Annotated in this window: 23 protein-coding genes and 3 tRNA genes; 16 read left to right on the top strand and 10 right to left on the bottom strand. The window is 66.6% G+C overall.

The features are described 5' to 3' along the window. Positions 1 to 53: 53 nt before the first annotated feature. Together LDO22_RS20865 and LDO22_RS20870 are read left to right on the top strand one after the other, a co-directional pair. Positions 54 to 126: transfer RNA gene (locus LDO22_RS20865), tRNA-Asn, on the top strand. Between the two features lie 122 nt (positions 127 to 248). Beyond that, positions 249 to 321: transfer RNA gene (locus tag LDO22_RS20870), tRNA-Asn, on the top strand. A gap of 70 nt (positions 322 to 391) precedes the next feature. On the opposite strand, the gene LDO22_RS20875 is transcribed toward LDO22_RS20870, so the two are convergent. The 3 genes from LDO22_RS20875 to LDO22_RS20885 all read right to left on the bottom strand — a co-directional run bounded on the left by LDO22_RS20875 (position 392) and on the right by LDO22_RS20885 (position 2,355). Then, positions 392 to 799 (bottom strand): hypothetical protein, encoded by a 408-nt coding sequence (locus tag LDO22_RS20875; protein ID WP_224025553.1) that lies wholly within the window; start codon positions 797 to 799, stop codon positions 392 to 394. Positions 800 to 879: 80 nt separating this feature from the next. Continuing rightward, entirely contained in the window at positions 880 to 1,059 is a 180-nt protein-coding gene (locus tag LDO22_RS20880; RefSeq protein WP_224025554.1) for a glycine zipper 2TM domain-containing protein, read from the bottom strand. Between the two features lie 72 nt (positions 1,060 to 1,131). Next, positions 1,132 to 2,355, bottom strand: coding sequence for a multidrug effflux MFS transporter (locus tag LDO22_RS20885; protein WP_159632397.1), 1,224 nt, complete (start codon positions 2,353 to 2,355; stop codon positions 1,132 to 1,134). A 179-nt stretch (positions 2,356 to 2,534) separates the two neighbouring features. On the opposite strand from LDO22_RS20885, the gene LDO22_RS20890 reads away from it, so the two are divergent. The 6 genes from LDO22_RS20890 to LDO22_RS20915 all read left to right on the top strand — a co-directional run bounded on the left by LDO22_RS20890 (position 2,535) and on the right by LDO22_RS20915 (position 7,806). Beyond that, positions 2,535 to 3,386 (top strand): phage holin family protein, encoded by an 852-nt coding sequence (locus tag LDO22_RS20890; RefSeq protein ID WP_224025555.1) that lies wholly within the window; start codon positions 2,535 to 2,537, stop codon positions 3,384 to 3,386. Between the two features lie 102 nt (positions 3,387 to 3,488). After that, entirely contained in the window at positions 3,489 to 4,112 is a 624-nt protein-coding gene (locus LDO22_RS20895; RefSeq protein WP_224025556.1) for a CDP-alcohol phosphatidyltransferase family protein, read from the top strand. Further along, on the top strand, positions 4,112 to 5,020 hold the full coding sequence (locus LDO22_RS20900; protein WP_224025557.1) for a DMT family transporter: 909 nt from the start codon (positions 4,112 to 4,114) through the stop codon (positions 5,018 to 5,020). Before LDO22_RS20895 ends, LDO22_RS20900 begins: the two co-directional genes overlap by 1 nt. A gap of 111 nt (positions 5,021 to 5,131) precedes the next feature. Beyond that, a complete protein-coding gene (locus tag LDO22_RS20905; RefSeq protein ID WP_224025558.1) occupies positions 5,132 to 6,328 on the top strand; it encodes a glycosyltransferase in 1,197 nt (398 codons plus the stop codon). Between the two features lie 75 nt (positions 6,329 to 6,403). Continuing rightward, a tRNA-Ile gene (locus LDO22_RS20910) sits at positions 6,404 to 6,477 on the top strand. Between the two features lie 138 nt (positions 6,478 to 6,615). Beyond that, the gene (locus tag LDO22_RS20915) at positions 6,616 to 7,806 is read left to right on the top strand and encodes an acyl-CoA dehydrogenase family protein (RefSeq protein ID WP_224025559.1); all 1,191 of its coding nucleotides are present in this window, start codon (positions 6,616 to 6,618) and stop codon (positions 7,804 to 7,806) included. Positions 7,807 to 7,874: 68 nt separating this feature from the next. Here the strand turns inward: LDO22_RS20915 and LDO22_RS20920 are convergent, their stop codons facing one another. Continuing rightward, on the bottom strand, positions 7,875 to 8,552 hold the full coding sequence (locus LDO22_RS20920; RefSeq protein WP_224025560.1) for a M23 family metallopeptidase: 678 nt from the start codon (positions 8,550 to 8,552) through the stop codon (positions 7,875 to 7,877). A 446-nt stretch (positions 8,553 to 8,998) separates the two neighbouring features. On the opposite strand from LDO22_RS20920, the gene rpsB reads away from it, so the two are divergent. From rpsB to LDO22_RS20950, 6 genes are all read left to right on the top strand, one after another. Continuing rightward, positions 8,999 to 9,862, top strand: a complete 864-nt coding sequence (gene rpsB, locus LDO22_RS20925; protein WP_110544706.1) for a 30S ribosomal protein S2 — start codon at positions 8,999 to 9,001, stop codon at positions 9,860 to 9,862. Positions 9,863 to 9,991: 129 nt separating this feature from the next. Continuing rightward, positions 9,992 to 10,828, top strand: a complete 837-nt coding sequence (gene tsf / locus LDO22_RS20930) for a translation elongation factor Ts (protein WP_141161028.1) — start codon at positions 9,992 to 9,994, stop codon at positions 10,826 to 10,828. A gap of 150 nt (positions 10,829 to 10,978) precedes the next feature. After that, positions 10,979 to 11,716 (top strand): UMP kinase, encoded by a 738-nt coding sequence (gene pyrH / locus LDO22_RS20935; RefSeq protein WP_159632390.1) that lies wholly within the window; start codon positions 10,979 to 10,981, stop codon positions 11,714 to 11,716. Between the two features lie 129 nt (positions 11,717 to 11,845). Further along, on the top strand, positions 11,846 to 12,403 hold the full coding sequence (gene frr / locus LDO22_RS20940) for a ribosome recycling factor (protein ID WP_141161026.1): 558 nt from the start codon (positions 11,846 to 11,848) through the stop codon (positions 12,401 to 12,403). Continuing rightward, positions 12,403 to 13,323, top strand: coding sequence for a phosphatidate cytidylyltransferase (locus LDO22_RS20945; RefSeq protein ID WP_159632389.1), 921 nt, complete (start codon positions 12,403 to 12,405; stop codon positions 13,321 to 13,323). Before frr ends, LDO22_RS20945 begins: the two co-directional genes overlap by 1 nt. A gap of 118 nt (positions 13,324 to 13,441) precedes the next feature. After that, positions 13,442 to 14,026 (top strand): DivIVA domain-containing protein, encoded by a 585-nt coding sequence (locus LDO22_RS20950; protein ID WP_224025561.1) that lies wholly within the window; start codon positions 13,442 to 13,444, stop codon positions 14,024 to 14,026. Between the two features lie 22 nt (positions 14,027 to 14,048). On the opposite strand, the gene LDO22_RS20955 is transcribed toward LDO22_RS20950, so the two are convergent. From LDO22_RS20955 to LDO22_RS20975, 5 genes are read right to left on the bottom strand one after another with little or no spacing between them, the layout of a single operon-like run. Beyond that, complete coding sequence (locus LDO22_RS20955) at positions 14,049 to 14,738, bottom strand: hypothetical protein (RefSeq protein ID WP_224025562.1); 690 nt, start codon at positions 14,736 to 14,738, stop codon at positions 14,049 to 14,051. A 19-nt stretch (positions 14,739 to 14,757) separates the two neighbouring features. Next, positions 14,758 to 16,224 (bottom strand): cation acetate symporter, encoded by a 1,467-nt coding sequence (locus tag LDO22_RS20960; RefSeq protein ID WP_159635633.1) that lies wholly within the window; start codon positions 16,222 to 16,224, stop codon positions 14,758 to 14,760. Between the two features lie 7 nt (positions 16,225 to 16,231). Next, a complete protein-coding gene (locus tag LDO22_RS20965; protein ID WP_159632386.1) occupies positions 16,232 to 16,603 on the bottom strand; it encodes a hypothetical protein in 372 nt (123 codons plus the stop codon). Next, entirely contained in the window at positions 16,600 to 17,316 is a 717-nt protein-coding gene (locus LDO22_RS20970) for a LytTR family DNA-binding domain-containing protein (RefSeq protein WP_159632385.1), read from the bottom strand. Before LDO22_RS20970 ends, LDO22_RS20965 begins: the two co-directional genes overlap by 4 nt. Before the next feature lie 33 nt (positions 17,317 to 17,349). Beyond that, positions 17,350 to 18,531, bottom strand: a complete 1,182-nt coding sequence (locus LDO22_RS20975; protein ID WP_224025563.1) for a histidine kinase — start codon at positions 18,529 to 18,531, stop codon at positions 17,350 to 17,352. Positions 18,532 to 18,745: 214 nt separating this feature from the next. Between LDO22_RS20975 and LDO22_RS20980 the strand changes: the two genes are divergently transcribed. Together LDO22_RS20980 and LDO22_RS20985 are read left to right on the top strand one after the other, a co-directional pair. Next, the gene (locus tag LDO22_RS20980; RefSeq protein ID WP_159632383.1) at positions 18,746 to 19,126 is read left to right on the top strand and encodes a DUF485 domain-containing protein; all 381 of its coding nucleotides are present in this window, start codon (positions 18,746 to 18,748) and stop codon (positions 19,124 to 19,126) included. Continuing rightward, positions 19,123 to 20,739, top strand: coding sequence for a sodium/solute symporter (locus LDO22_RS20985; RefSeq protein WP_159632382.1), 1,617 nt, complete (start codon positions 19,123 to 19,125; stop codon positions 20,737 to 20,739). Before LDO22_RS20980 ends, LDO22_RS20985 begins: the two co-directional genes overlap by 4 nt. Before the next feature lie 172 nt (positions 20,740 to 20,911). Here LDO22_RS20985 and LDO22_RS20990 read toward each other — a convergent pair whose 3' ends face one another. Beyond that, positions 20,912 to 21,532 carry a hypothetical protein gene (locus LDO22_RS20990; protein WP_224025564.1) on the bottom strand — a complete coding sequence of 207 codons (621 nt, stop codon included), beginning with the start codon at positions 21,530 to 21,532 and terminating at the stop codon, positions 20,912 to 20,914. Positions 21,533 to 21,546: the final 14 nt, after the last annotated feature.

Genomic DNA, 21,546 nt, shown 5'->3' on the forward strand with positions numbered 1-21,546 from the left:
CCCTCCGATTTCGTTTCCGTGCCAAGAGTTTGCTAGGCTAATACCCGCTTCATTCCTCCTTAGCTCAATTGGCAGAGCATTCGACTGTTAATCGAAGGGTTGCTGGTTCAAGTCCAGCAGGAGGAGCTTCCATCCCCGTTCCGGCCTCCGGAACGGGGATTTTTGTTTCCCGGCGGGGCCGCCCGGACCCGGAAAACCGCCGATTTCCCTTCGGCCGGAATCCTTTGCTAATGTCATACCTGCTTCATTCCTCCTTAGCTCAATTGGCAGAGCATTCGACTGTTAATCGAAGGGTTGCTGGTTCAAGTCCAGCAGGAGGAGCGCAACGAAAAATCCCCGTTCCTCCACATGGAGGAACGGGGATTTTTCTTTCCGCGGGGTGGGAGTCTGTTCAGACGAAATCCATTTCCACCTGCAGGAACCTTTCCGCCTCGGCGATGGCCGCCTGGAAGGCTTCCTGCTCCGTGGGCGACTTCCGGGGTTCACGCGGGCTCCACTCGTGCGGCGCGGAGTGGATCCTCACAAAGCCTGAGTCCGGGGGAGCGTAGAAAATCCCGAAGCGCTGCACCGGCCATTCCGGCGAGGTTTCCGGGGCCACCAGCAGGGCCGCATTGAAGGCCGGATTGAACCATTGGGCGATGGGCCGGCGGCGGTCTTCCGTGAACAACCCCGCCGCGTACAGCGCCGCGGACTGCTGTCCGGCCTGCGCACACAGCCGATCCCACCACAGTGGCAGGATCCGGGCGTCGCACCGTTGCCATGTGGCCGGAAGTGGCGGTTGGTTCTGCCAGTTGGGCACGGCATCATTTTATCGCGGGAGCGGGCCTGGCGGCAGGGAATGCCGCACCGGCCTGCCACAACAAAATCGCGGCACGTCCTTCAGCGGCGGCCGCGGGACCCCGGATTCACCCGATACAGGATCGCCGCGCCTGCCAGCGTCCCCAGGATGATGCCCCAGGCGGGGTTGCCCAGGGCGCGGCCGGCGAAATAACCCACGACGGCGCCAAGCACCGCCCCGAGGAAAAGTCCCCGGCCATTCCGGTGCGGTGTGCGGCTCACAGGCTGCCTTTCGAGGGGGAGTGGGGACAGGGCCACGCAGGCCGAAATCACGGACCACAGTGGAGGTGGGTCTCAGTGGATCGAGGGTACCGTGCGCGGCCGCACCACAAGCCACAGTGCTGCGATCGCCAGCAGGATGCAGGCCGCCTGCACGGCTCCCATGGGAGCGGCGCTGGTGATGCCGAGCCAGCCCACCACGGGCGAGATGAGCCCGGCCATGAGGAACGTGGCCGCGCCCAGCAGCGAGGCTGCCGTTCCCGCCTGGGCCGCGTGCCCGGCCAGGGCCAGCACCTGGACGCAGGGGAACATGAAGCCGGTGCCCATGATGTAGAACCAGAGCGGGACCATCACGCCCCACAGCCCCAGGCCTGCCCGGTCGAAGACCACGATCAGCATGGCCATCAGGAACATCCAGGCCGTGGCGCCCGCCAGGATCCACTGCGGAGGCACAATCCTGATAAGCCGCGAACTGGTCTGCACGCCGGCCACGATGCCCAGGGAGTTGATGCCAAAGAGAAGTCCGTACTGCTGGGCGGAGAACCCGAACACATCCTGGAACAGGAACGGCGAGGCCGACAGGTAGGTGAAGAGGCCACCGAAGTTGAAGCCCGCCACCATCAGCAGCCCCACGAAGATCCGGTCCGTAAACAGCGCCCGGTAGCGTTGCCGGGCGGTCATTCCGCTCCGGCCCCGCTTTTCCGGCGGAAGCGTCTCGCGGACCAGGAGCAGGGCGGCCACGATGACCAAAGTCCCGTAGGCAGCCAGGAACACGAAGATGCCCGGCCACGGCATCACCAGGAGCAGCTGTGAACCGATGACGGGGGCAAGGATGGGCGCAAGCCCGTTGACCAGTGACATCCGGGAGAACATCCGCACCATGGCGTAGCCGGAAAACAGGTCCCGCACCATGGCCATGGCCACCACGCCGCCGCCGGCCGCGCCCACCCCCATCAGTACACGGAAGATCCCCAATGTGGTGATGTCCGTGGACAAGGCCGCGCCCAGGGATGCTGCGATGTGCAGCGCCGTGGCCAGGATCAGCGGAGTCCGGCGGCCGAACTTGTCGCTGAACGGACCCACCACCAGCTGCCCGAACGCGAAACCGACCGTGGTGCCCGCCAGGGTGAGCTGGACCTGGGCCTCGGTCACCCCCAGGCTTGCCTCCAGCGCCGGGAAGGCGGGCAGGTACAGGTCGATGGTGAACGGACCGAGGGCCGTCAAAGCGCCCAGGAGGAGGATGTACAGAAGCTTTCGGCGGCGGGTCAGCAGGTCGCCCGGATTGGGGGGATTGGTCACGGAGAACAATCCTAGGCCCGGCCATGGCGGTTTTTGCAGCGTTGTAGGCCGCGCCGTCCGGCAAGCCCCCAAGTCCGCCCTGAACCTGAATGGTAGTTTTGGTGGCGTGGACTGTGCGGCTGCACATTTCCGCACTAAACGGATGCAGTATGGACCCATGAACCAGTAAGGCGGAACCGATGAGCGGACGTCACAGCGGGCGTACCAGCCCGGGATTGCGTATCACTGCGCTGCCCGGGACGGCAAGACTCCTTTTCCGGTTGGCCCCCCGCCAGCTCAACGACGAGATCGCCTTCGCCAAGATTGAACTCAAGCGCAAGGGCGTCCAGGTGGGGGTGGCCGCGGCCTTCTTCGCCGTGGCGCTCCTCTTCCTGGCGCTGCTGGTGGTCGGCCTGATCGTCGCTGCCATCATGGGGCTGGCCACCATCATGCCCGCGTGGCTGGCAGCCCTGCTGGTTTCCGCCGCTTTCCTGCTGATAGCCCTCGTCGGAGGCCTGGTGGGCCTGGCCCGGTTCAAGAAGGCCATGCCGCTGATGCCGGAGGAAACCATCCGTGGCATCAGGCACGATATCGGGGTCGCCCGCGAAGGCTCGGCCTTCAACCCGGCCATCCTGGATCCGGAGAGCCCGGAAGCCAAGGCTGCGAAGGCGGCCAAGGCCGAGGCAGCCGCCAAGGCAAAAGCCGAGAAGGAAGCCAAGGCCGCCCGGCACGACCAGGAGTTCCCGCACGCATCCGAACCCGAGCTGGTGCGCCGCCTGAGCCAGCGCCGCCACCACCTCACCGAGGTCCGCGACGAACTCGGAACGGAACTGGACGTCAAGACCCAGGCGCGCTACGTGCTTGCCGCGGCCCAGGTCAAGGCACGCGAAGGCCAGGTGCTGGCGCAGCGCGGTATGGACGAGGCGGGGCAGCGGTTTGCGGCCCTGTCCGCCTCCGCTGACCTGCCCAGGCGCTGGAAGCCGCTGACGGCCTTCGTTGCCGCCGGTACGGTCCTGGTGGTCCTCCTGCGCAGGCTCCTGCGCGCCAGCTAGGTCCCTGTTTCCGCCACGCAACACCAGGCGGACGCTGTTTCCGCCTGTGAAGGCACAACCGAAAGACCGCGCCGCGGCGCAGCAGGAAGGAGAGGGGGACGGGTGAAGTTCATAGGTGCAGGCGCCCGCCCCGGCCGTCCCCAGGTGGACCATGACCGCGTGGCCACCATTCCCAACCTGCTCACCGTGGTGCGGTTCATGGGTGTTCCGCTCTTCATCTGGCTGGTCCTGGCCCAAAAGGAATACGGCGCCGGCGTGATCGTCCTGGCTGTCATGGCTGGGACGGACTGGATTGATGGCTACATCGCCCGCCGGTTCGACCAGGCCTCCAAGCTGGGCAGGGTCCTTGACCCCATCGCCGACCGCCTTGCCCTGCTGGCGGTGGCCTTCACCCTGGTGATTGCCGGCGTCGTGCATTGGCTGTACCTGGCCGCGCTGGTGGTTCCCGATGCCGTCCTGCTGGTACTGACTCTCTCCCTCTTCCGCGGCCACCCGGACCTCCCGGTCAGCGTGGTCGGCAAGGTGCGGACCGGGCTGCTGCTTTTGGGCACGCCGCTGCTGGTCCTTTCCCGGCTGGACACCGGGTTCTCCGACCAGCTCTTCGCCACCGCCTGGGTGGTGCTGGGCCTGGGCCTGGTGGGTCACTGGATTGCCGCGTACAACTATTTCCGGGCCATGCTGCGCAAGGGCCGGGCATTGAAACAGCACGACGGCGGGAACGGCTGATGGTGTGGTTTGCCGTCGGCCTGGCGGTGCTTGGCGCCTTCTGCCTTGCGTTGGGTGCGCAGCGCCAGGGCAGTGCCGTCAAAGCCGATACCGGCGGCCTGGCCCTGAGCTCCAATGGCTTCCTGCGCCTCCTGCGCAATCCGCGGTGGATGCTTGGACTCCTGCTGCTGTGCACCGGCATGGCGATGAATGCCGTCGCCCTGGTCTCCGCACCGCTCACGGTCATCCAGCCCATCGGCGCAATTGCCCTGGTGATCACCACTGTGGTCAATGCCCGGGACCAGGACCTGACCATCAACCGCGCCACGGCGGTGTCCATTGCCGCGTGCGTCACCGGATCGGCGCTCTTCGTCCTCCTGGCGGTCAACGTCACCCAGGAGAACCACCATGTCAGCCCGGAGGATGAGCTCACCATCGTCCTGCTGCTGGCCCTGGCGGTGGGACTGTTCGGCACGCTGGCCGTGACGTTCAAGCACCGGATGAATGCGTTCATCTATATCCTCGGCGCCGGCATCCTGTTCGGCTTTGTGGCAGTCCTCACCCGGATCATCGGCAAGCACCTCCTGGATCCGAATGGCCTCTTCCTGCTGAATGTCCAGTGGTATTCGGTGGTGGCCATCATCGCGGCCGGCGGCCTGGGGTCCTGGTTCGTGCAGAGTGCGTACTCCACCGGTCCGCCGGACCTGGTGATCGCCGGACTCACGGTGGTGGACCCCATGGTGGGCATTGCCATTGGCGTCATCATCCTGGGCGAACTGCGCCCCGACGTCCATGCCGTCATGGCCATTGCGATGGGAACGGCTGCCGCCCTTGCTATCGTTGGGGTTATCGCCCTTTCCCGGCACCACCCGGAGGTCACCAAGCGCAAGAAGGACGCGCGGAAGGCCGCCGGCAGGCCGTCCCACTAGTCCATTCCCGTCCGTAACCAGCAATCCCACGAAGCCCGGCGCCTTGCGCCAGTGGCCAACCGTGCTGTCAGTTCCACGCTGTCCGCACCGTGACCATCAGGAGTACTCCCCATGACCACGCCCGCCGACCAGCGCCCCCTGACCATCCTCATCGCCGCAGACACCTATCCGCCGGACGTCAACGGCGCGGCCCAGTTTGGCTACCGGCTGGCCAAGGGAATGACTGCCCGGGGCCACAACGTCCATGTCCTGGCGTCCCGCGACAGCAAGGGAAAGAGCTTCACCGAGTTCCGCGAGGAAGCAACCGTGCACCGGCTCCGCTCGCACAAGGCGTTCACCCACGAGAGCTTCCGCCTCTGCTTCCCCTGGGAAATCAAGAAGGAAATCAGCCTCCTCTTCGACCGGGTGAAGCCCGACGTCGTGCATATCCAAAGCCACTACATGATCGGCGAGCACGTTCTCTATGAGGCTGTGAAGCGCGGCGTCCGCATCATTGCCACCAACCACTTCATGCCCGAAAACCTCAACCCCTTCCTGCCGTTCCCGCAGTGGTTCAAGGACATCATTGGGCGGGTTTCCTGGAAGGACATGGGCAAGGTCATGGGCCAGGCGGACGTGGTGACAACGCCCACGCCGCTTGCCGCCCGCGCCATGCACGAGCACGCCTTCCTCCGCAAGGTTTTGCCGCTGTCCAACGGCATCGACTCCGCCGCCTATGAACTGCAGCCCGGTGAGCACATCGAGCCGCACGCCCACCCCACTGTCCTGTTCGCCGGCCGCCTCGCCGAGGAAAAGCACGTGGACGTGCTGATCGAGGCCATCGGCAAAACGCCGCCGGAGCTGAACGTACACCTGGAGATCGTGGGCGGCGGCGAAGTGCGCTCCGCCCTGGAGGATTTGGTGCGGCGGCTCGGCCTCACCAGCCGGGTCAAATTCCTGGGCCTGGCCAGCGACGAGGAACTGCGTACCGCCTACATCCGGGCCGACCTGTTCTGCATGCCCGGAACGGCGGAACTGCAGTCGCTGGTGACACTGGAAGCGATGTCCGCCTCCACCCCCGTGGTCCTGGCGGACGCCATGGCGCTGCCGCACCTGGTCCGCGACGGCGAGAACGGGTACCTCTTCACTCCCAACGACAGTGATGACCTGGCCAAGAAGATCACCCAGGTGCTGGAACTGCCCAAGGACGAACAGCAGGCCATGGGCCGCGCCAGCCGGCAGCTGGTGGAGCCGCACAGCATCCAGGGGACGCTGCAGACCTTCGAGGACCTGTACCGCGGCGCCTCCTACGAGGACAAAGTGGTCTGAACCCTTTCCCGGGTTTGCTAGAGTGTTTTTGCCCTGCCGGAGCATGGCGTCCGAACACCTGCTCCCGGGGCTTGGGGGGCTATAGCTCAGCTGGTTAGAGCGCGGGACTCATAATCCTAAGGTCCTCGGTTCAAGTCCGAGTAGCCCTACCTCAACCGCGGCCAACGAGTTTTTCGTTGGCCGCGGTTTTCTTGGTTAACCCAGCACCCTGCGGTATGTTACTCACCAGTAACATACCGTGCTCCGCTCCGCGGCATGGTCAGCGCTGATCATCAAAGAAGGTAACCATGGCCACCTCCGCAGCCGATTTCCCAGAGCTTCCCTACGCCGACGGCGACTTCTTCGCCTTCGAGCAGCTTCTCTCCGGCAAGGAGCAGGACCGGCTGGCCGAAGTCCGCGACTTCCTGGCGCGTGAGGTCAAGCCCATTGCGGTGGACTGCTGGAACCGCGGAGAGTTCCCCATGGACCTGGTACCGAAGCTTGCCGGGCTGGACCTGGTCAGTCCGGTGCGGAGGCAGGGGTATTCCAACCTCTTCGCCGGCATGCTGCACGCCGAAGCCACCCGCGCGGACGCCTCCATCGCCACCTTCCTGGGCGTGCACGACGGACTGTTCACCGGCTCCATTGAGTTGCTGGCGTCCAAGGAGCAGCAGGACGAATGGCTTCCTGATATCTACGCGCTGAAGAAGATCGGGGCCTTTGGCCTGACCGAGCCGCTGGGCGGCAGCGACGTGGCCGGCGGAACGCGCACCACGGCGCGCAGGGACGGGGACAACTGGATCCTCAACGGCGCAAAGCGCTGGATCGGCAATGCCACGTTCTCCGACTGGGTGGTGGTGTACGCCCGCGACGTGGCGGACAACCAGGTCAAGGGCTTCCTGGTGGACACCACGCTGCCTGGATACAGCGCAACAAAGATCGAGAACAAAATCTCCTTGCGGACTGTCCAGAATGCCGACATCGTCCTGACGGACGTCGTGGTGCCGGACCACTTCAAGCTCGCCAACGCCAACAGCTTCCGCGACGTCAACAAGGTGCTCAAAGTCACCCGCCTGTCAGTTGCCTGGCAGGCCGTGGGCCTCCAGATGGCCGCCTTCGATGTTGCCCGCCGCTATGCCGTGGAGCGCCGGCAGTTCGGCCGTCCCCTGGCCTCCTTCCAGCTCATCCAGGACCAGCTGGTCCGGATCCTGGGCAACACGGTCAGCTCCATGGGCATGATGGTCCGGCTCTCCCAGCTGGAGGACGCCGGGGAGGCGAAGGACGAACAATCCGCACTGGCCAAGGCCTTCGCCACCGACCGCATGAGGGAGAGTGTGGCGCTGGGCCGCAGCATCCTGGGCGGCAACGGCATCGTGACCGACTACGGGATGGCCAAAATCTTCGCCGACGCGGAGGCCATCTACTCCTACGAGGGCACGGCTGAAATCAACACCCTGGTGACAGGGCGCGCCATCACCGGGATCTCGGCCATCGTCTAGGCGGGACGCCCGCACGGGCAGTTGTCTGGCTGACTGATGCTCCGGGGCCATGCCTGCGTTCTCCGTGGCTATGGGCCACCGGCCAGCGGCAGCAGGATGGACGGGCGGAGGTCCAGGACGAACTGCAGGGGATTGACGTAGTCCTCTCCTTCCCGCACGCCCCAGTGCAGGCACTGCGCCGCCGGACAGTGCCCCGGCAGCACAGTGCCGATGACCTCGCCCCGGGCCACGGCGGCGCCCACGGCCAACGTGCTTTCCACGGGTTCGAAACTGCTCCGCAGGCCGCCGCCATGGTCGATGGTGATCACGGGACGGTCCACCACCACGCCCGCGAAACTCACCGTTCCGGCTGCGGGTGACAAGACCTGCGTGCCTGCGGCGAAGTCAAGGTCTACGCCCCGGTGCCCGCTCAGCCATGGCTTGGGCGGGGGATCGAAAGGGCGCAGCACCGGCGGGCGCGGTGCCAGGGGCCACTGCCAGGAAGGGGCGGCACCCGCCCGGGCGGCCGTCGTCGTACTTCCCTGCCGGGCGGCGGCCGCGTGGCTGAAGCCGGCTGCGCTGTTGGGAATGGGCGCGCTGTTCGGGATGGCGGCACTGTTCGGGATGGCGGCACTGTTCGGGAGGGCTGCGCTGTTCGGAATGGCTGCGCTGTAGGGGAGGGCCGCGCTGTTCGGAAGGCCCGCGCCCGGGGTGGCAATCGAGGCCGGCAGCAGCAGGAAGGCGGCCAGCAGGACTGATGTCTTCATGCGACCAGCCTGCCCGCCTGCACCGCGCGCCGGCAGGGCCGGTTCCGGCTATGTGGACAACGGCCGGGCAGGCACGGACTGTCCGGCGGGCGGGGGTGCCTGTAGTACACTTGATGGAGCAGTTTGCTGCGCCCTCAACGCGTTACGTCCCAGTGGTCCACCCCCGCGGTGCATCCCCCTGTCCGGATCGCGTCGGCACATCTCATTCAGGAGTGTGGGGGAGCAGCGGCTGACTACGCGCATCCAGCCCTCCGGCAGCCAACGCCCCGGCGTCGTCCATGGAGGATCGCGCTTCCTGCGGTCAGGCTTTCGTCCTGATGGGAAGGGCGGGGGATGCCAGGAGCACGGCCCGTCCGGGCCACGCTGATCAACCGTCAACTATTGGCAGGGTAAGAAGCCTCCGGGTTTTCTCATGAATGACCTGCCGGAAAATAAGGAGCGCCGGAATGCCCGTCGTAACCATGCGCCAGCTGCTTGACAGCGGCGTCCACTTTGGACACCAGACCCGCCGTTGGAACCCGAAGATGAAGCGCTTCATCTTCACCGAGCGCAACGGCATCTACATCATCGACCTGCAGCAGTCGCTGTCCTACATCGACCGCGCCTACGAGTTCGTCAAGGCCACTGTTGCCCACGGCGGCACCGTGCTCTTCGTCGGCACCAAGAAGCAGGCCCAGGAAGCAATTGCCGAGCAGGCAACCCGCGTGGGCCAGCCCTACGTCAACCAGCGTTGGCTCGGCGGTATGCTGACCAACTTCCAGACGGTTGCCAAGCGTATCCAGCGCATGAAGGAACTCGAAGAGATCGACTTCGACGACGTCGCCGGTTCCGCTTACACCAAGAAGGAACTTCTGCTCCTCAAGCGTGAGCTCACCAAGCTGGAGTCCAACCTGGGCGGTATCCGCAACCTGACCAAGGCTCCGTCCCTGCTGTGGGTTGTTGACACCAAGAAGGAACACCTCGCCGTTGACGAGGCCAAGAAGCTGAACATCCCGGTTGTGGCCATCCTGGACACCAACTGCGATCCGGACGAAGTCGACTTCCCGATCCCGGGCAACGACGACGCCATCCGCTCCGTGAACCTCCTGACCCGCGTTGTTGCCGACGCTGTTGCAGAGGGCCTGATCGCCCGCAACAACCGCGGCACGGGCGCCACCGAAGCTCCGGAAGAGCCGCTGGCCGAGTGGGAGCGCGAGCTCCTCGAAGGCAGCAAGGCAGAAGCTGCTGCCGCTCCGGCTGAGAACGCTGAAGCCCCGGCCGCCGAGGAAGCTCCGGCTGCCGCCGAGGCTCCCGCCGAAGACGCCAAGTAACACACGCAAAAATCCGGATTCTCCGCGCTGTCAGCAGCCGGAGCTGCTGACAGGATGGCAGCCCACCTCCGTGGGCTGCCGTCCTGTCGGTCCGTACACCACCACACATTTCTAGACAGAGGGGTTCACATGGCGAACTACACTGCCGCGGACATCAAGGCCCTGCGCGAGCGCACCGGCGCCGGCATGATGGACGTCAAGAAGGCTCTTGACGAAGCCAACGGTGACGCCGAGAAGGCCATCGAGATCATCCGCATCAAGGGCCTCAAGGGCGCTACCAAGCGCGAAGGCCGCTCCACCGCTGAAGGCCTCGTGGCCGCCAAGGTCAGCAACGGGGTCGGCGTCATGATCGAGGTCAACTGCGAGACCGACTTCGTCGCCAAGGCTGACAAGTTCATCCAGCTGGCCGACAAGGTCCTGGCCGTGGCCGTCGAGTCCGGCGCTGCCGACCTCGAGACCCTGCTGGCCACCGACGTTGACGGCAAGCCGCTCTCCGAGGTTGTCGTCGAAGAAGGCGCCATCCTGGGCGAGAAGGTTGTTGTCCGCCGTATCTCCCGCGTTGAGGGTGCAACGGTTGACGCCTACCTGCACAAGACGTCCAAGGACCTCCCGGCCCAGGTCGGCGTTCTGTTCGCTGTCGACGGTGAAGGCGAAGCCGCCACCGCCGCTGCCCACGACGTCGCCGTGCACATCGCCGCCATGGCCCCGAACTACCTCACCCGTGAGGACGTTCCGGCCGAGCTCGTCGAGTCCGAGCGCCGCATCGCCGAAGAGACCGCCAAGGCCGAGGGCAAGCCTGAAGCTGCCCTCACCAAGATTGTGGAAGGCCGCGTGACGGGCTTCTACAAGGGCGAGGTCCTGGTTGACCAGGCATTCGCCAAGGACGCCAAGAAGTCCGTGGCACAGGTCCTCGAAGAGGCCGGTGTCAAGGGAACCGCCTTCACGCGTTTCCGCGTCGGCTCCTAGCCGAAACTGCAAGGGGGTGGCCACTTCGGTGGCCGCCCCTTTTGCATGCGCCCAAACGGCTGGCAGTCCAGTCCATTTGGACCGCGGCCGGTTCCGGGCACCGGATCCGGCAGGATACCCTTTTTTCAGAGTCACCAACGGGAAGGCATCATGGAAGCCGTCAACACTGTCACGCATTCGGAAAAGAGCCGGCGGCGGGTCCTCCTGAAGCTCTCCGGCGAGGTCTTCGGCGGTGGGAAGCTCGGTGTCGACCCCGAGACCGTCCGCAACGTCGCCAAGCAGATCGCAGCAGCCGTCCCCGAGGTGGAGGTGGCCATTGTGGTGGGCGGCGGAAACTTCTTCCGCGGCGCCGAACTGTCCCAGAGCGGCATGGACCGCTCCCGCGCCGACTACATGGGCATGCTGGGAACGGTCATGAACTGCCTGGCGCTGCAGGATTTCCTGGAGCAGGCGGGCGTGGAAACCCGCGTCCAGAGCGCCATCACCATGGGCCAGGTGGCCGAGGCCTACATTCCCCGCCGCGCCATCCGCCACATGGAAAAGGGCCGAGTGGTCATCTTCGGCGCCGGCGCAGGCCTGCCCTACTTCTCCACCGACACCGTGGCCGCCCAGCGCGCGCTGGAAGTCCACGCCGACGTGGTCCTCATGGCCAAGAGCGGGGTGGATGCCGTGTACACCGCGGACCCCAAGAAGGACCCCACCGCGGAGCGGCTGGAGACCCTCAGCTACGACGATGCCCTGCGCCGCGACATCCGCGTCATGGACCAGACGGCCATGACCATGTGCAAGGACAACGACCTCTCCATGGTGGTTTTCGGCATGGAGGGTGAAGGCAACGTCACCCGCGCCATCCTTGGCGAAAAGCTGGGCACGCTGGTCACCGCCTAGCTGCGGCTAGGATGATTTCAGGACAGTTCCGTCCCCGCCCTTCCGGGCGGGGACGGAACCAGCAACAAAGAACCACGTGAGTGCATGGATCCGGCGCCCCGGACTGCACCAGAACCGTCAGGAGAGACCGTGATCGAAGAAACCTTGCTCGAAGCCGAAGAAAAGATGGACAAGGCGGTAGAGGTAGCCAAGGAAGACTTCGCCGCCGTCCGCACCGGCCGCGCCAACCCGGGCCTCTACAACAAGGTCCTGGTGGACTACTACGGCTCGCCCACGCCGCTGCAGCAGCTGGCCTCCTTCGCCATCCCGGACGCCCGCACCATCCTGATCACCCCGTTCGACAAGACCGCCATGCGGGACATCGAACGCGCCCTGAGCGATTCCGAGGTCGGAGCCAACCCGTCCAACGACGGCAACGTCATCAGGATCACTATTCCTGAACTGACCAAGGAACGCCGCAAGGAATACGTGAAGATCGTCAAGACCAAGGGCGAGGACGCCAAGATCTCCATCCGCAACATCCGCCGCAAGGCCAAGGAAACCCTGGACCGCCTGGTCAAGGACGGCGAGGCGGGCGAAGACGAAGGCAACCGCGCCGAAAAGGAACTGGACAGCCTCACAAAGGCACACGTGGACGGCATCGACGAACTGCTCAAGCGCAAGGAAGCAGAGCTGCTCGAAGTCTGATGGGCCAGGCAGATCAGGCCCCCGCACCACGGGCGCGCACACGGGGGAAGCAGCCCAGGAGCAACCCGACGCCGAAGGCCGGAAGGAACCTGCCCGCCGCCGTCGTGGTGGGCCTGGCCATGCTTATCGCCGTACTCGGAGGGCTGCTGTTTCTCCCGCTGGCGTTCGTAGCCATCGTCACGGCCTTCGCCGTCTTTGGCGTGTGGGAGATCTACCGGGCGCTGGAAGCCAACGGCACCAGGATGCCCATCGTGCCGGTCATGACCGGCACGCTGGCCATGCCTTTCGCCGCCTACTTTGGCGGCATCGAAAGCCAGCTGTTCGCGCTCCTGCTCAGTGCGGTGGCCGTCCTGCTGTGGCGCTCGATCGAAAGCGCAGCGGGATCGGCCAACAGCATCTTCGCCGGTGTCTTCACCCTGGGGTGGGTTCCCTTCTTCATCAGCTTCGCCGCGCTGCCGCTGCACGCCGCAGGCACCACCCCGCTGGGGCTTTGGCCCGGCGGCATGGCCCCCATCGGCGCGTGGGAGATCGCCGTCATGCTCCTGCTGGTGGTCTCCAATGACACCTTCGGCTACCTGGTGGGCGCGTCGCTGGGAAAGCACCCCATGGCACCGAAGATCAGCCCCAAGAAGTCCTGGGAAGGCTTCGCCGGGTCGGTGGCAGGCGCCATGCTGATCGGCGTGCTGGCAGCCCTCTTCGTGCTGGACAAACCGTGGTGGGTGGGCGCCGTGCTCGCTGTCGGAACCGTGGCCGCGTCCACCGCCGGCGACCTCGCCGAGTCCATGGTCAAGCGTGAACTGGGCGTCAAGGACATGAGCAGCATCCTGCCCGGGCACGGGGGAGTGATGGACCGGCTGGACTCCATCGTCTTCGCCTCGCCGGTGGCGTTCATCCTGTACGGCCTGGTGGCCGGCGCCTGACCCTCCAGCCCGGCGCGCCGGGCCCCCGACACAAACATGGTCCCGGGCGGCCGCACCAATCGCGGCCCCCTAAACTGGTGCGGAAGCACTACCGCTGAAGAGCATTGAAGGAAACGAAGTGGCATTGGACATTCATCGGCAGATCCCTGCGTCCTTTGAGCGCGTGCAGCGCAGCGAGTACGGGTACAACGCCAGGCAGGTTGACCAGTTCCTGCAGCGGGCACGGATCTCCCTGGAAACACCCCAGGCCGCAACCGACCCCGTCAACAGCGCCGACGTGAGGGCCGTGTCCTTCGATCCCGTCAAAGGCGGCTACTCCGCCACGGTCGTGGACGCCGCCTTGGACCGGCTTGAGGACGCCTTCGCCCGCCGGGAGCGGGATGAACTGATCGCGGCCCGGGGCGAGGAAGCCTGGCTGCGCGAAATCGGGAGCCTCTCCGGAATCCTCCGGGGCCGCCTGCACCGGCCCGACGGAGACCGCTTCCGGCGGCCCACCAAGAAGAAGGCTCGCAGCTACAACACCGACGACGTCGACCGGCTGTGCCGCGAGCTCGTCGCCTACCTCGAACAGGACAAGCCGTTGAGCGTGGACAGCGTGCGCCGCGCTGTCTTCCGTCCCACAGTGGGCCGCGACGGCTACGAGGAATCACAGGTGGATGCCTTCCTGGACCGCGTTGTCGAGCTGATGGCGGCCATCGACTGACACGTCTCTGCTGCCGGGGCTTTCAGTCCCCGGCCGGCGGGGTGGGGGAAAGCGGCGTGAAGCGGCGCCACACGTCCCGGTAGCTCCGGTACCCGCGCGCCGCGGACACCGCCAGGAACGCCACGCCGCAGAGGGCCCCCAGGATAAGGCCGCCCGCTGTCCCTGCCCCGGCGAGGGTTACCAGCAGCCCGGCAACAATGGCAATCAAGGCAGCGTTCGCCGTCGTCATGAAGATCATGCTGCTGCCCGCCACATGGCTGAAAGAACCGCGGTTGCCGAAGAAATAGTAGGTCTGCACCGAACCGGCCTCATCGTCGTGGTGCGCGGCCATCAGGTACGGCGCCACGCCCGGATCGAGGTCCACGTACGCGGCCCGCAGCCTGTTCATGGCCGTGACGTACATCAGGTCCTCATGGGCCACGTTCATCACCCGGAGCTGGGTCAGCAGCCCGATCGCGGTATCGATGAACAGGACAACCACTGCCAGCAGGACGAAGGCATCCGAAAAGCCGGTGGCCTGGCCCACCAGTGCCACGCTGACAATGCTGGCCGAAGTGAACGTCAGGAACATGCTGATGCGGGTCAGGACCTCGCCCTGGGCGGTACTGCGTGATGCCAGCAGGCCCCAGTGCTCCGTGGCGAGCAGCTGGGCCCGCACGGAGGCAGGGACCCCGCCGTGCTGGTGGGACGTGCCGCCGTCCTCGATGGACATGGCGTTATTGTCCTCCCGATCACCGTTCCGTTGCCAGCGGCCGTTCCGGGGTGTGCAGGCGGGTCATGATCCGCGGCATGGTGCCCGGGATCCGGTGGGAAGTGGCCCGGGACACGATGACCATCACCGCGAACGCGGCAGGCACGCTCCACGCCGCCGGCTGCGCGAGCCAGGGCGGCGTCAGGCCCGAACCCGATACTGCGCCTGCAATCATTGCCCCGCCGCACAGCACCCCGCCGGTTACCATGCCGGCGATGGCCCCGGCATCGGTCAGGCCGCGCCACCAGATGCCCAGCAGCAGGACCGGGCAGACCGTGGAAGCGGTGAACGCGAAAACCAGGCCAACGCTGCCGGCAAGTGCCAGGGAACCGGTCATGAACGCAAAGCCGAGCGGGACCAGGGCGGAGACGACGGCGGCGAGCCGGAACCCGCGGACGCTTCCGCCCAGGACGTCCTGGCTGATCACGCCGGCCAGGGAGACCACCAGGCCGGAGGTGGTGGACAGGAACGCCGCGAACGCCCCGGCCACCACCAGGGCGCTGAGCAGGTCGCCCGGTACCCCGCCCACGAGTTCGCCGGGCAGCCGCAGGACCATGGCGTCCGGCTGCCCCGAGCGGGCCAGGTCGGGGGCAAACATCCGGGCCACCAGCCCGTACGCCGTGGGGAAGAGGTAGAACACGGAGAGCAGGCCCAGGACGATCAGCGTGGTCCGCCGGGCCGAGTGCCCGTCCGGGTTGGTGTAGAAACGCACCAGCACGTGCGGCAGTCCCAAGGTGCCGAACAGCAGCGCCACGAGCAGGGACACGTTCTGATACAGCCCGGCAGGTGCCACGCCCGTGGGGTTGACCGCGGGCAGGGACTGGGGCTCCGCCCCCTGGCCGGCCAGCACGAAGACGATGAACAGGATGGGCACGGCCAGGGCCGTCAGCTTCAGCCAGTACTGGAACGCCTGGACAAAGGTGATGGACCGCATCCCGCCTGCCACCACCGTGAGGCACACCACCACCACGACGGCAACGGAACCCACCCAGGACGGCAGGCCCGTGGCGATATGGATGGTCAGTGCCGCCCCGTGCAGCTGCGGCACGATGTACAGCCACCCCACCATCACCACCACCAGGCTGGTGACGCGCCGGACCGTCCGGGAGGCGAGCCGGGACTCGGTGAAGTCCGGAATCGTGTAGGCGCCGGACCGGCGCAGCGGGGCGGCAACGAAGAGCAGCAGCATCAGGTAGCCGGCGGTGTACCCCACCGGGAACCAGAGTGCATCCGTCCCGGACAGCAGGATGAGGCCTGCCACACCCAGGAAACTGGCTGCGGACAGGTATTCCCCGCCGATCGCCGACGCGTTCCACCAGGGGCGCACGGTCCGGGATGCAACGTAGAAGTCGCCGGTGGTGCGTGAGATCCGGAGCCCGTAAAACCCGATGATGGCCGTGGCGAGGGACACCACCGCGACCGCTGTGATGGCGACGCCGGCATTCACCTGCGCATCACTGTTCCCCTGCCAGGTCCCGGTACCGCGCCTCATTGCGTGCCGCCGTCCTGACGTACAGCCATGCGCTCAAGCCGATCACCGGGTAAATTCCCGCGCCCAGCAGCAGCCAGCCGAACGGGATGCCGGCGATCCGGGTATCGGCCAGGCCCGGAACCACCACCAGGGTCAGCGGGAATGCGGCCAGGATCAGCAGGAAGCCGCCCGCCACCACCAGGGCCAGCCGCAGCTGGGACCTGATCAGCGACCGGACAAACACCTGCCCCACCTCGGAGTCCTGCGCCGCTTCCCGCGACTCGAGCGCGCGGGGTGTGCCCCGCACCGCCGTGCGCGCAGACGCGCGCGGGGCCGTAACCCGGACCCGCGTCATGCGTGCGGCCTGATCCTGGTTGCCTCCAGCTTCTCCCGCACGATGGGCAGGTGCCGGCGGCTGATGGGCAGGCCGGCACCGGCCACCGTCACGCGCGGCCCGTCGGCCGCCAGCTTCATCGAGGACACATGCTTCAGCGCCACCAGGTAGGAGCGGTGCGTACGGATGAACCCGGCATCCGCCCACTGCTGTTCAAGGTCCGCCAGGGGCACCCGGATGAGGTAACTGGCGTCGGCGGTATGCAGCCGCGCGTAGTCGCCCTGTGCCTGGACGTACGTGACGTCGTCGCGCCGGATCATCCTGGTGGTCCCGCCCTGGTCCACCGTGATCATCTCCGGTGCCGCCCCGCCGTCGCGCAATTCGCTGATCCGCCCCACGGAACGTGCCAGGCGCTCGGCGCGCACCGGCTTGAGCAGGTAGTCCACGGCGGCGAGTTCGAACGCAGCCAGGGCATGGTCCTCATCGGCAGTGACAAAAACAACGGCCGGCGGATTGCTGCTGCGGGCGATGGCCCCGGCGATGTCCAGGCCTGACACCGCAGGCATATGGATGTCCAGGAAAACGGCGTCGATGCCGCCGGCGGACAGGGCCGCAAGCGCTTCAGCGCCGGACGTGGCACGCAGCACCTTCCCAATGCGCTCGTCCCTGCCCAGCAGGAAAGCCAGCTCCTCAACGGCGGGCAGCTCATCATCAACGACGAGGACGTTAATCATTCTCCTAGGGTACTTCCAGCGGAACAGCGCTCCTCACGCATCATGCCCGGGCTGGGACTTCGGCACCCGCATGGTGATCAGCGTTCCCTCGCCCGGCGCCGTTTCCACCACCAGTCCGTGATCGTTGCCGTACACCTGGCGGAGGCGCGCATCCACATTCCGCAGCCCCACATGGTCCCCGTCCGTATGGCCCGCCAGCACGGACCGGAGATGCTCCGGATCCATCCCCACGCCGTCGTCCTCGATGGTGACCTCGGCGAAGGCCCCGGCGTCCTCCGCCGTGATGCTGATGTGCCCGGGACCCGCCTTGGCCTCGAGCCCGTGCCGGACGGCATTCTCCACCAGCGGCTGCAGGCTGAGGAAGGGGATGACGGTGCCCAGCACCTCCGGGGCGATCCGCAGGCTAACCTGGACGCGCTCGCCGAACCGGGCACGCTCCAGGAGCAGGTAGCGGTCAATGCAGCGGAGCTCCTCGGCAAGGGTGGTGAAGTCCCCGTGCCGCCGGAATGAGTAGCGGGTGAAGTCCGCGAACTCGACCACCAGCTCCCTGGCCCGCTCCGGATCGGTGTTGATGAAGGATGCGATGGCGTTGAGCGAGTTGTAGATGAAATGCGGGCTGATCTGGGCGCGCAGCGCCCGGACTTCCGCTTCCATCAGCAGCGTGCGGGAGGCGTCCAGCTCGGCAAGTTCCACCTGGACCGCGACCCAGTCGGCCACTTCCCCCGTTGCCCTGACCAGGCCTGCCCCCGCGGAAGGGGCGAAAGCTGCCACCGCGCCCACCACCCGGGTGCCCGAGCGCACCGGGGCGATGACCCCGGCAAGGTGGCCGCCGGTTCCGTCTGCACCGGCGGAGAGAACTGCTGTCCGGCCGGACGCCAGGACATCCGCTGCGAGTTCCATCAGGCGTGGCCTGATGTCCTCGGCACCGCCGTCCCAGGCCAGGACACCGTTGGTATCCGTGATGGCCAGGGCATCGCAGGCCAGCAGGGCCCGCAGCTGGCGGCTGGCTTTCGCGGCGCCCGCCGGGTTCAGCCCGCGGCGCAGGTGCTGCCCGGCCTGGGAGGCAGCGTGGAGCGTGTGGTACGTGGCGCGTTCTGCGTCAGTGCCCAGCTCACGGAAGGAGCGGAGCACCTTCAGGCCCACGCCGACGACGACGGTAATGGCCATGGCGATCACCGCAACGGCCGCGGCGGTGAGGAGGGGGGAGTCCGGCATGGTGCCCAGCGTAGCGGCGGGTGCCGCTTGCCGCAGCATCGCAACCGTTGAGCGACAGTGGGCGGTGAAGTGCTGGAACACAGCGGCGCGCGGGCGGCAAAGTGATTGGTGTCACATCTGCGGTGCCCCTGCGTGGTGCTGTCGGCCAGGCCCCCTGTCCAGCAGTCCGGGGCCCTCCGCCCGGTGTGTTCCGGCAACTCAATGAGGAGGAACGATGGGTAATGATGCCCATACTCCGGACGCAGCGGCGTCCGTGGACTTTGAACAAGTCCAGTCGACCGGGCAGTTCCAGGAATTGCGCAAGCGTCACCGCAGCTTTGTCTTCCCCATGGCAGTGGCCTTCCTGCTGTGGTACTTCGCCTATGTGCTGCTCGCCGACTACGCGGTGGGATTCATGTCCACCAAAGTCTGGGGCAACATCAACATCGGCCTGATCCTGGGCCTGCTCCAGTTCGTCTCGACCTTCGCCATCACCGGCTGGTACGTGCACTACTCCAACAAGCGGCTGGACCCCATCGCCACCGAGATCAGGCACGAAATCGAGGGGCACGAATTCGATAAGAACGGAAACCGAGTGGGCGGAGCCAACAAATGATCGCAATTCCCGCCGCGGTGGATGTCGCCGCCCTCAAGGACACCACCCTTCTGAACATGGGCATCTTCGGCCTGTTCGTGGCCGTGACCATGGTGATCGTGTTCCGCGCCAGCCGCAACAACAAGACCGCCGCCGACTACTACGCCGCCGGACGCTCCTTCACGGGCTCGCAGAACGGCACCGCCATCGCCGGCGACTACCTGTCCGCCGCCTCCTTCCTGGGAATTACCGGGGCCATCGCCATCAACGGCTACGACGGATTCATGTACTCCATCGGCTTCCTGGTGGCCTGGCTCGTGGCGCTGCTGCTGGTGGCTGAACTGCTGCGCAACACCGGCAAGTTCACCATGGCGGACGTGCTGTCCTTCCGGCTGAAGCAGCGGCCGGTCCGGATCGCCGCCGCCATCTCCACCCTCGCGGTCTGCTTCTTCTACCTGCTGGCCCAGATGGCTGGGGCGGGAAGCCTGATCTCCCTCCTGCTGGGCATCAGCGACTGGGGCGGACAGGCCCTGGTGATCATCGTCGTCGGCGCCCTCATGATCATGTACGTCCTGATCGGCGGCATGAAGGGCACCACCTGGGTCCAGATCATCAAGGCCATGCTGCTGATCGCCGGCGCCGCCGTAATGACCCTCTGGGTCCTGGCCATCTACGGCTTCAACCTCTCGGCCCTGCTGGGCGGCGCCGTGGAGACCGCCAAGAACCCGGCCGTCCTCAATCCGGGCCTGCAGTACGGCAAGTCGGACACCTCCAAGCTGGACTTCATGTCCCTCGGCCTGGCGCTGGTGCTGGGCACCGCCGCCCTGCCACACGTGCTGATGCGCTTCTACACGGTCCCGACCGCCAAGGAAGCCCGCAAATCGGTCGTCTGGTCCATCTGGCTGATCGGTATCTTCTACCTGTTCACCCTGGTGCTGGGCTACGGCGCCGCAGCGCTGGTCGGAGCGGACACGATCAAGGGCGCCCCCGGCGGCGTCAACTCGGCAGCTCCGCTGCTGGCATTCCACCTGGGCGGGCCACTGCTGCTCGGCTTCATCTCCGCGGTGGCGTTCGCCACCATCCTGGCGGTGGTGGCCGGCCTCACCATCACGGCCGCAGCATCGTTCGCGCATGACATCTACGCCAATGTCATCGCCAAGGGCAAGGCCGACGCCGCCACAGAAGTCCGGGTTGCCCGGCGAACCGTGGTGGTCATCGGCATCCTGGCCATCCTGGGCGGCATCTTCGCCAACGGCCAGAACGTGGCCTTCCTGGTGGCACTGGCCTTCGCCGTCGCCGCATCGGCGAACCTGCCCACCATCATCTACTCCCTGTTCTGGCGGAAGTTCACCACGCAGGGCGCGCTGTGGAGCATGTACGGCGGCCTCGCTTCGGCGATCCTGCTCATCATCTTCTCCCCGGTGGTCTCGGGACTGAAGACCTCCATGATCCCCGGGGCAAACTTCGCCCTCTTCCCGCTCAGCAACCCGGGCATCGTCTCGATCCCGCTGGCCTTCTTCCTGGGCTGGCTGGGCACCACCCTGGACAAGAGGCGGGAGGACGTGACGAAGCAGGCCGAGATGGAAGTCCGCTCGCTGACCGGCATCGGTGCCGAAAAGGCGGTGGACCACTAAAACCGGGAAACTCCACGAACCGGGACACGCCGGAACGGGGAGGGCCTGAAACAGGGACCACACCCACCAGCGCCGAACCTGTTCCGGCGCAACGTGAAGAGCCTCCTGCCGCGGACTGCGGCACGGAGGCTCTTTCGTTGGGGACGGACCCGGTGGGTTTTCCTGCGGGCGGTCAGCGCTGGTGGTGGCCGCCCGGTGCCAGGTTCCCGTGTTCACCATGCGGCACGGCGTACTGGCCGGCCGTCGAGGCGGCGAGGCCCGGCGTCGTAATTCCGGCCACCAGCACCGCGCCGGCGAACGCTGCCAGCAACAGCCTCCCCGGGCGCATGCCGGCCCCTGCCGGCTGCCGCGCGCTGTCCTGCTGGCCACTGTGCCGCTGGAGCCACCCGAGCGAGGCGATGATCATCAGCGTCAGCAGGAGCGCCGAAAGCTGCGTCAGGCTGAGCCCGGAGGTGGTGGACGTGGGGAACGCGATGGCGGCCAGGTGGGCCGCCGCCGCGCCTGCGAGGGCGTACCGCGCCCACCGGTTGCCGGCCAGCCGGTCCTTGGCCAGGAAGGCCACGGCTCCGGCCAGCAGAGCGGCTCCCCACAGGCCAGCCGCCACACCCGCAAGAAGCCCTGCCGGTCCAGGGGAGCCCGCTGCAAGGAAGCTGGAGGAGATGGCCAGGTTGACCGAGCCCGCACCGAAGCCGGCGAACCCGGTGACCAGGCGAACCGAAGAGTCCGCCTGGGGCGCCGTGGACTGTACCGTCACCGGGTGGGCCGGCGGTGCCGTGGGCCGGAGCGAAACCATGCCGGACCTTGGCA

The sequence above is a fragment of the Arthrobacter sp. NicSoilC5 genome, from assembly GCF_019977395.1.
Taxonomy (GTDB): Bacteria; Actinomycetota; Actinomycetes; order Actinomycetales; family Micrococcaceae; genus Arthrobacter.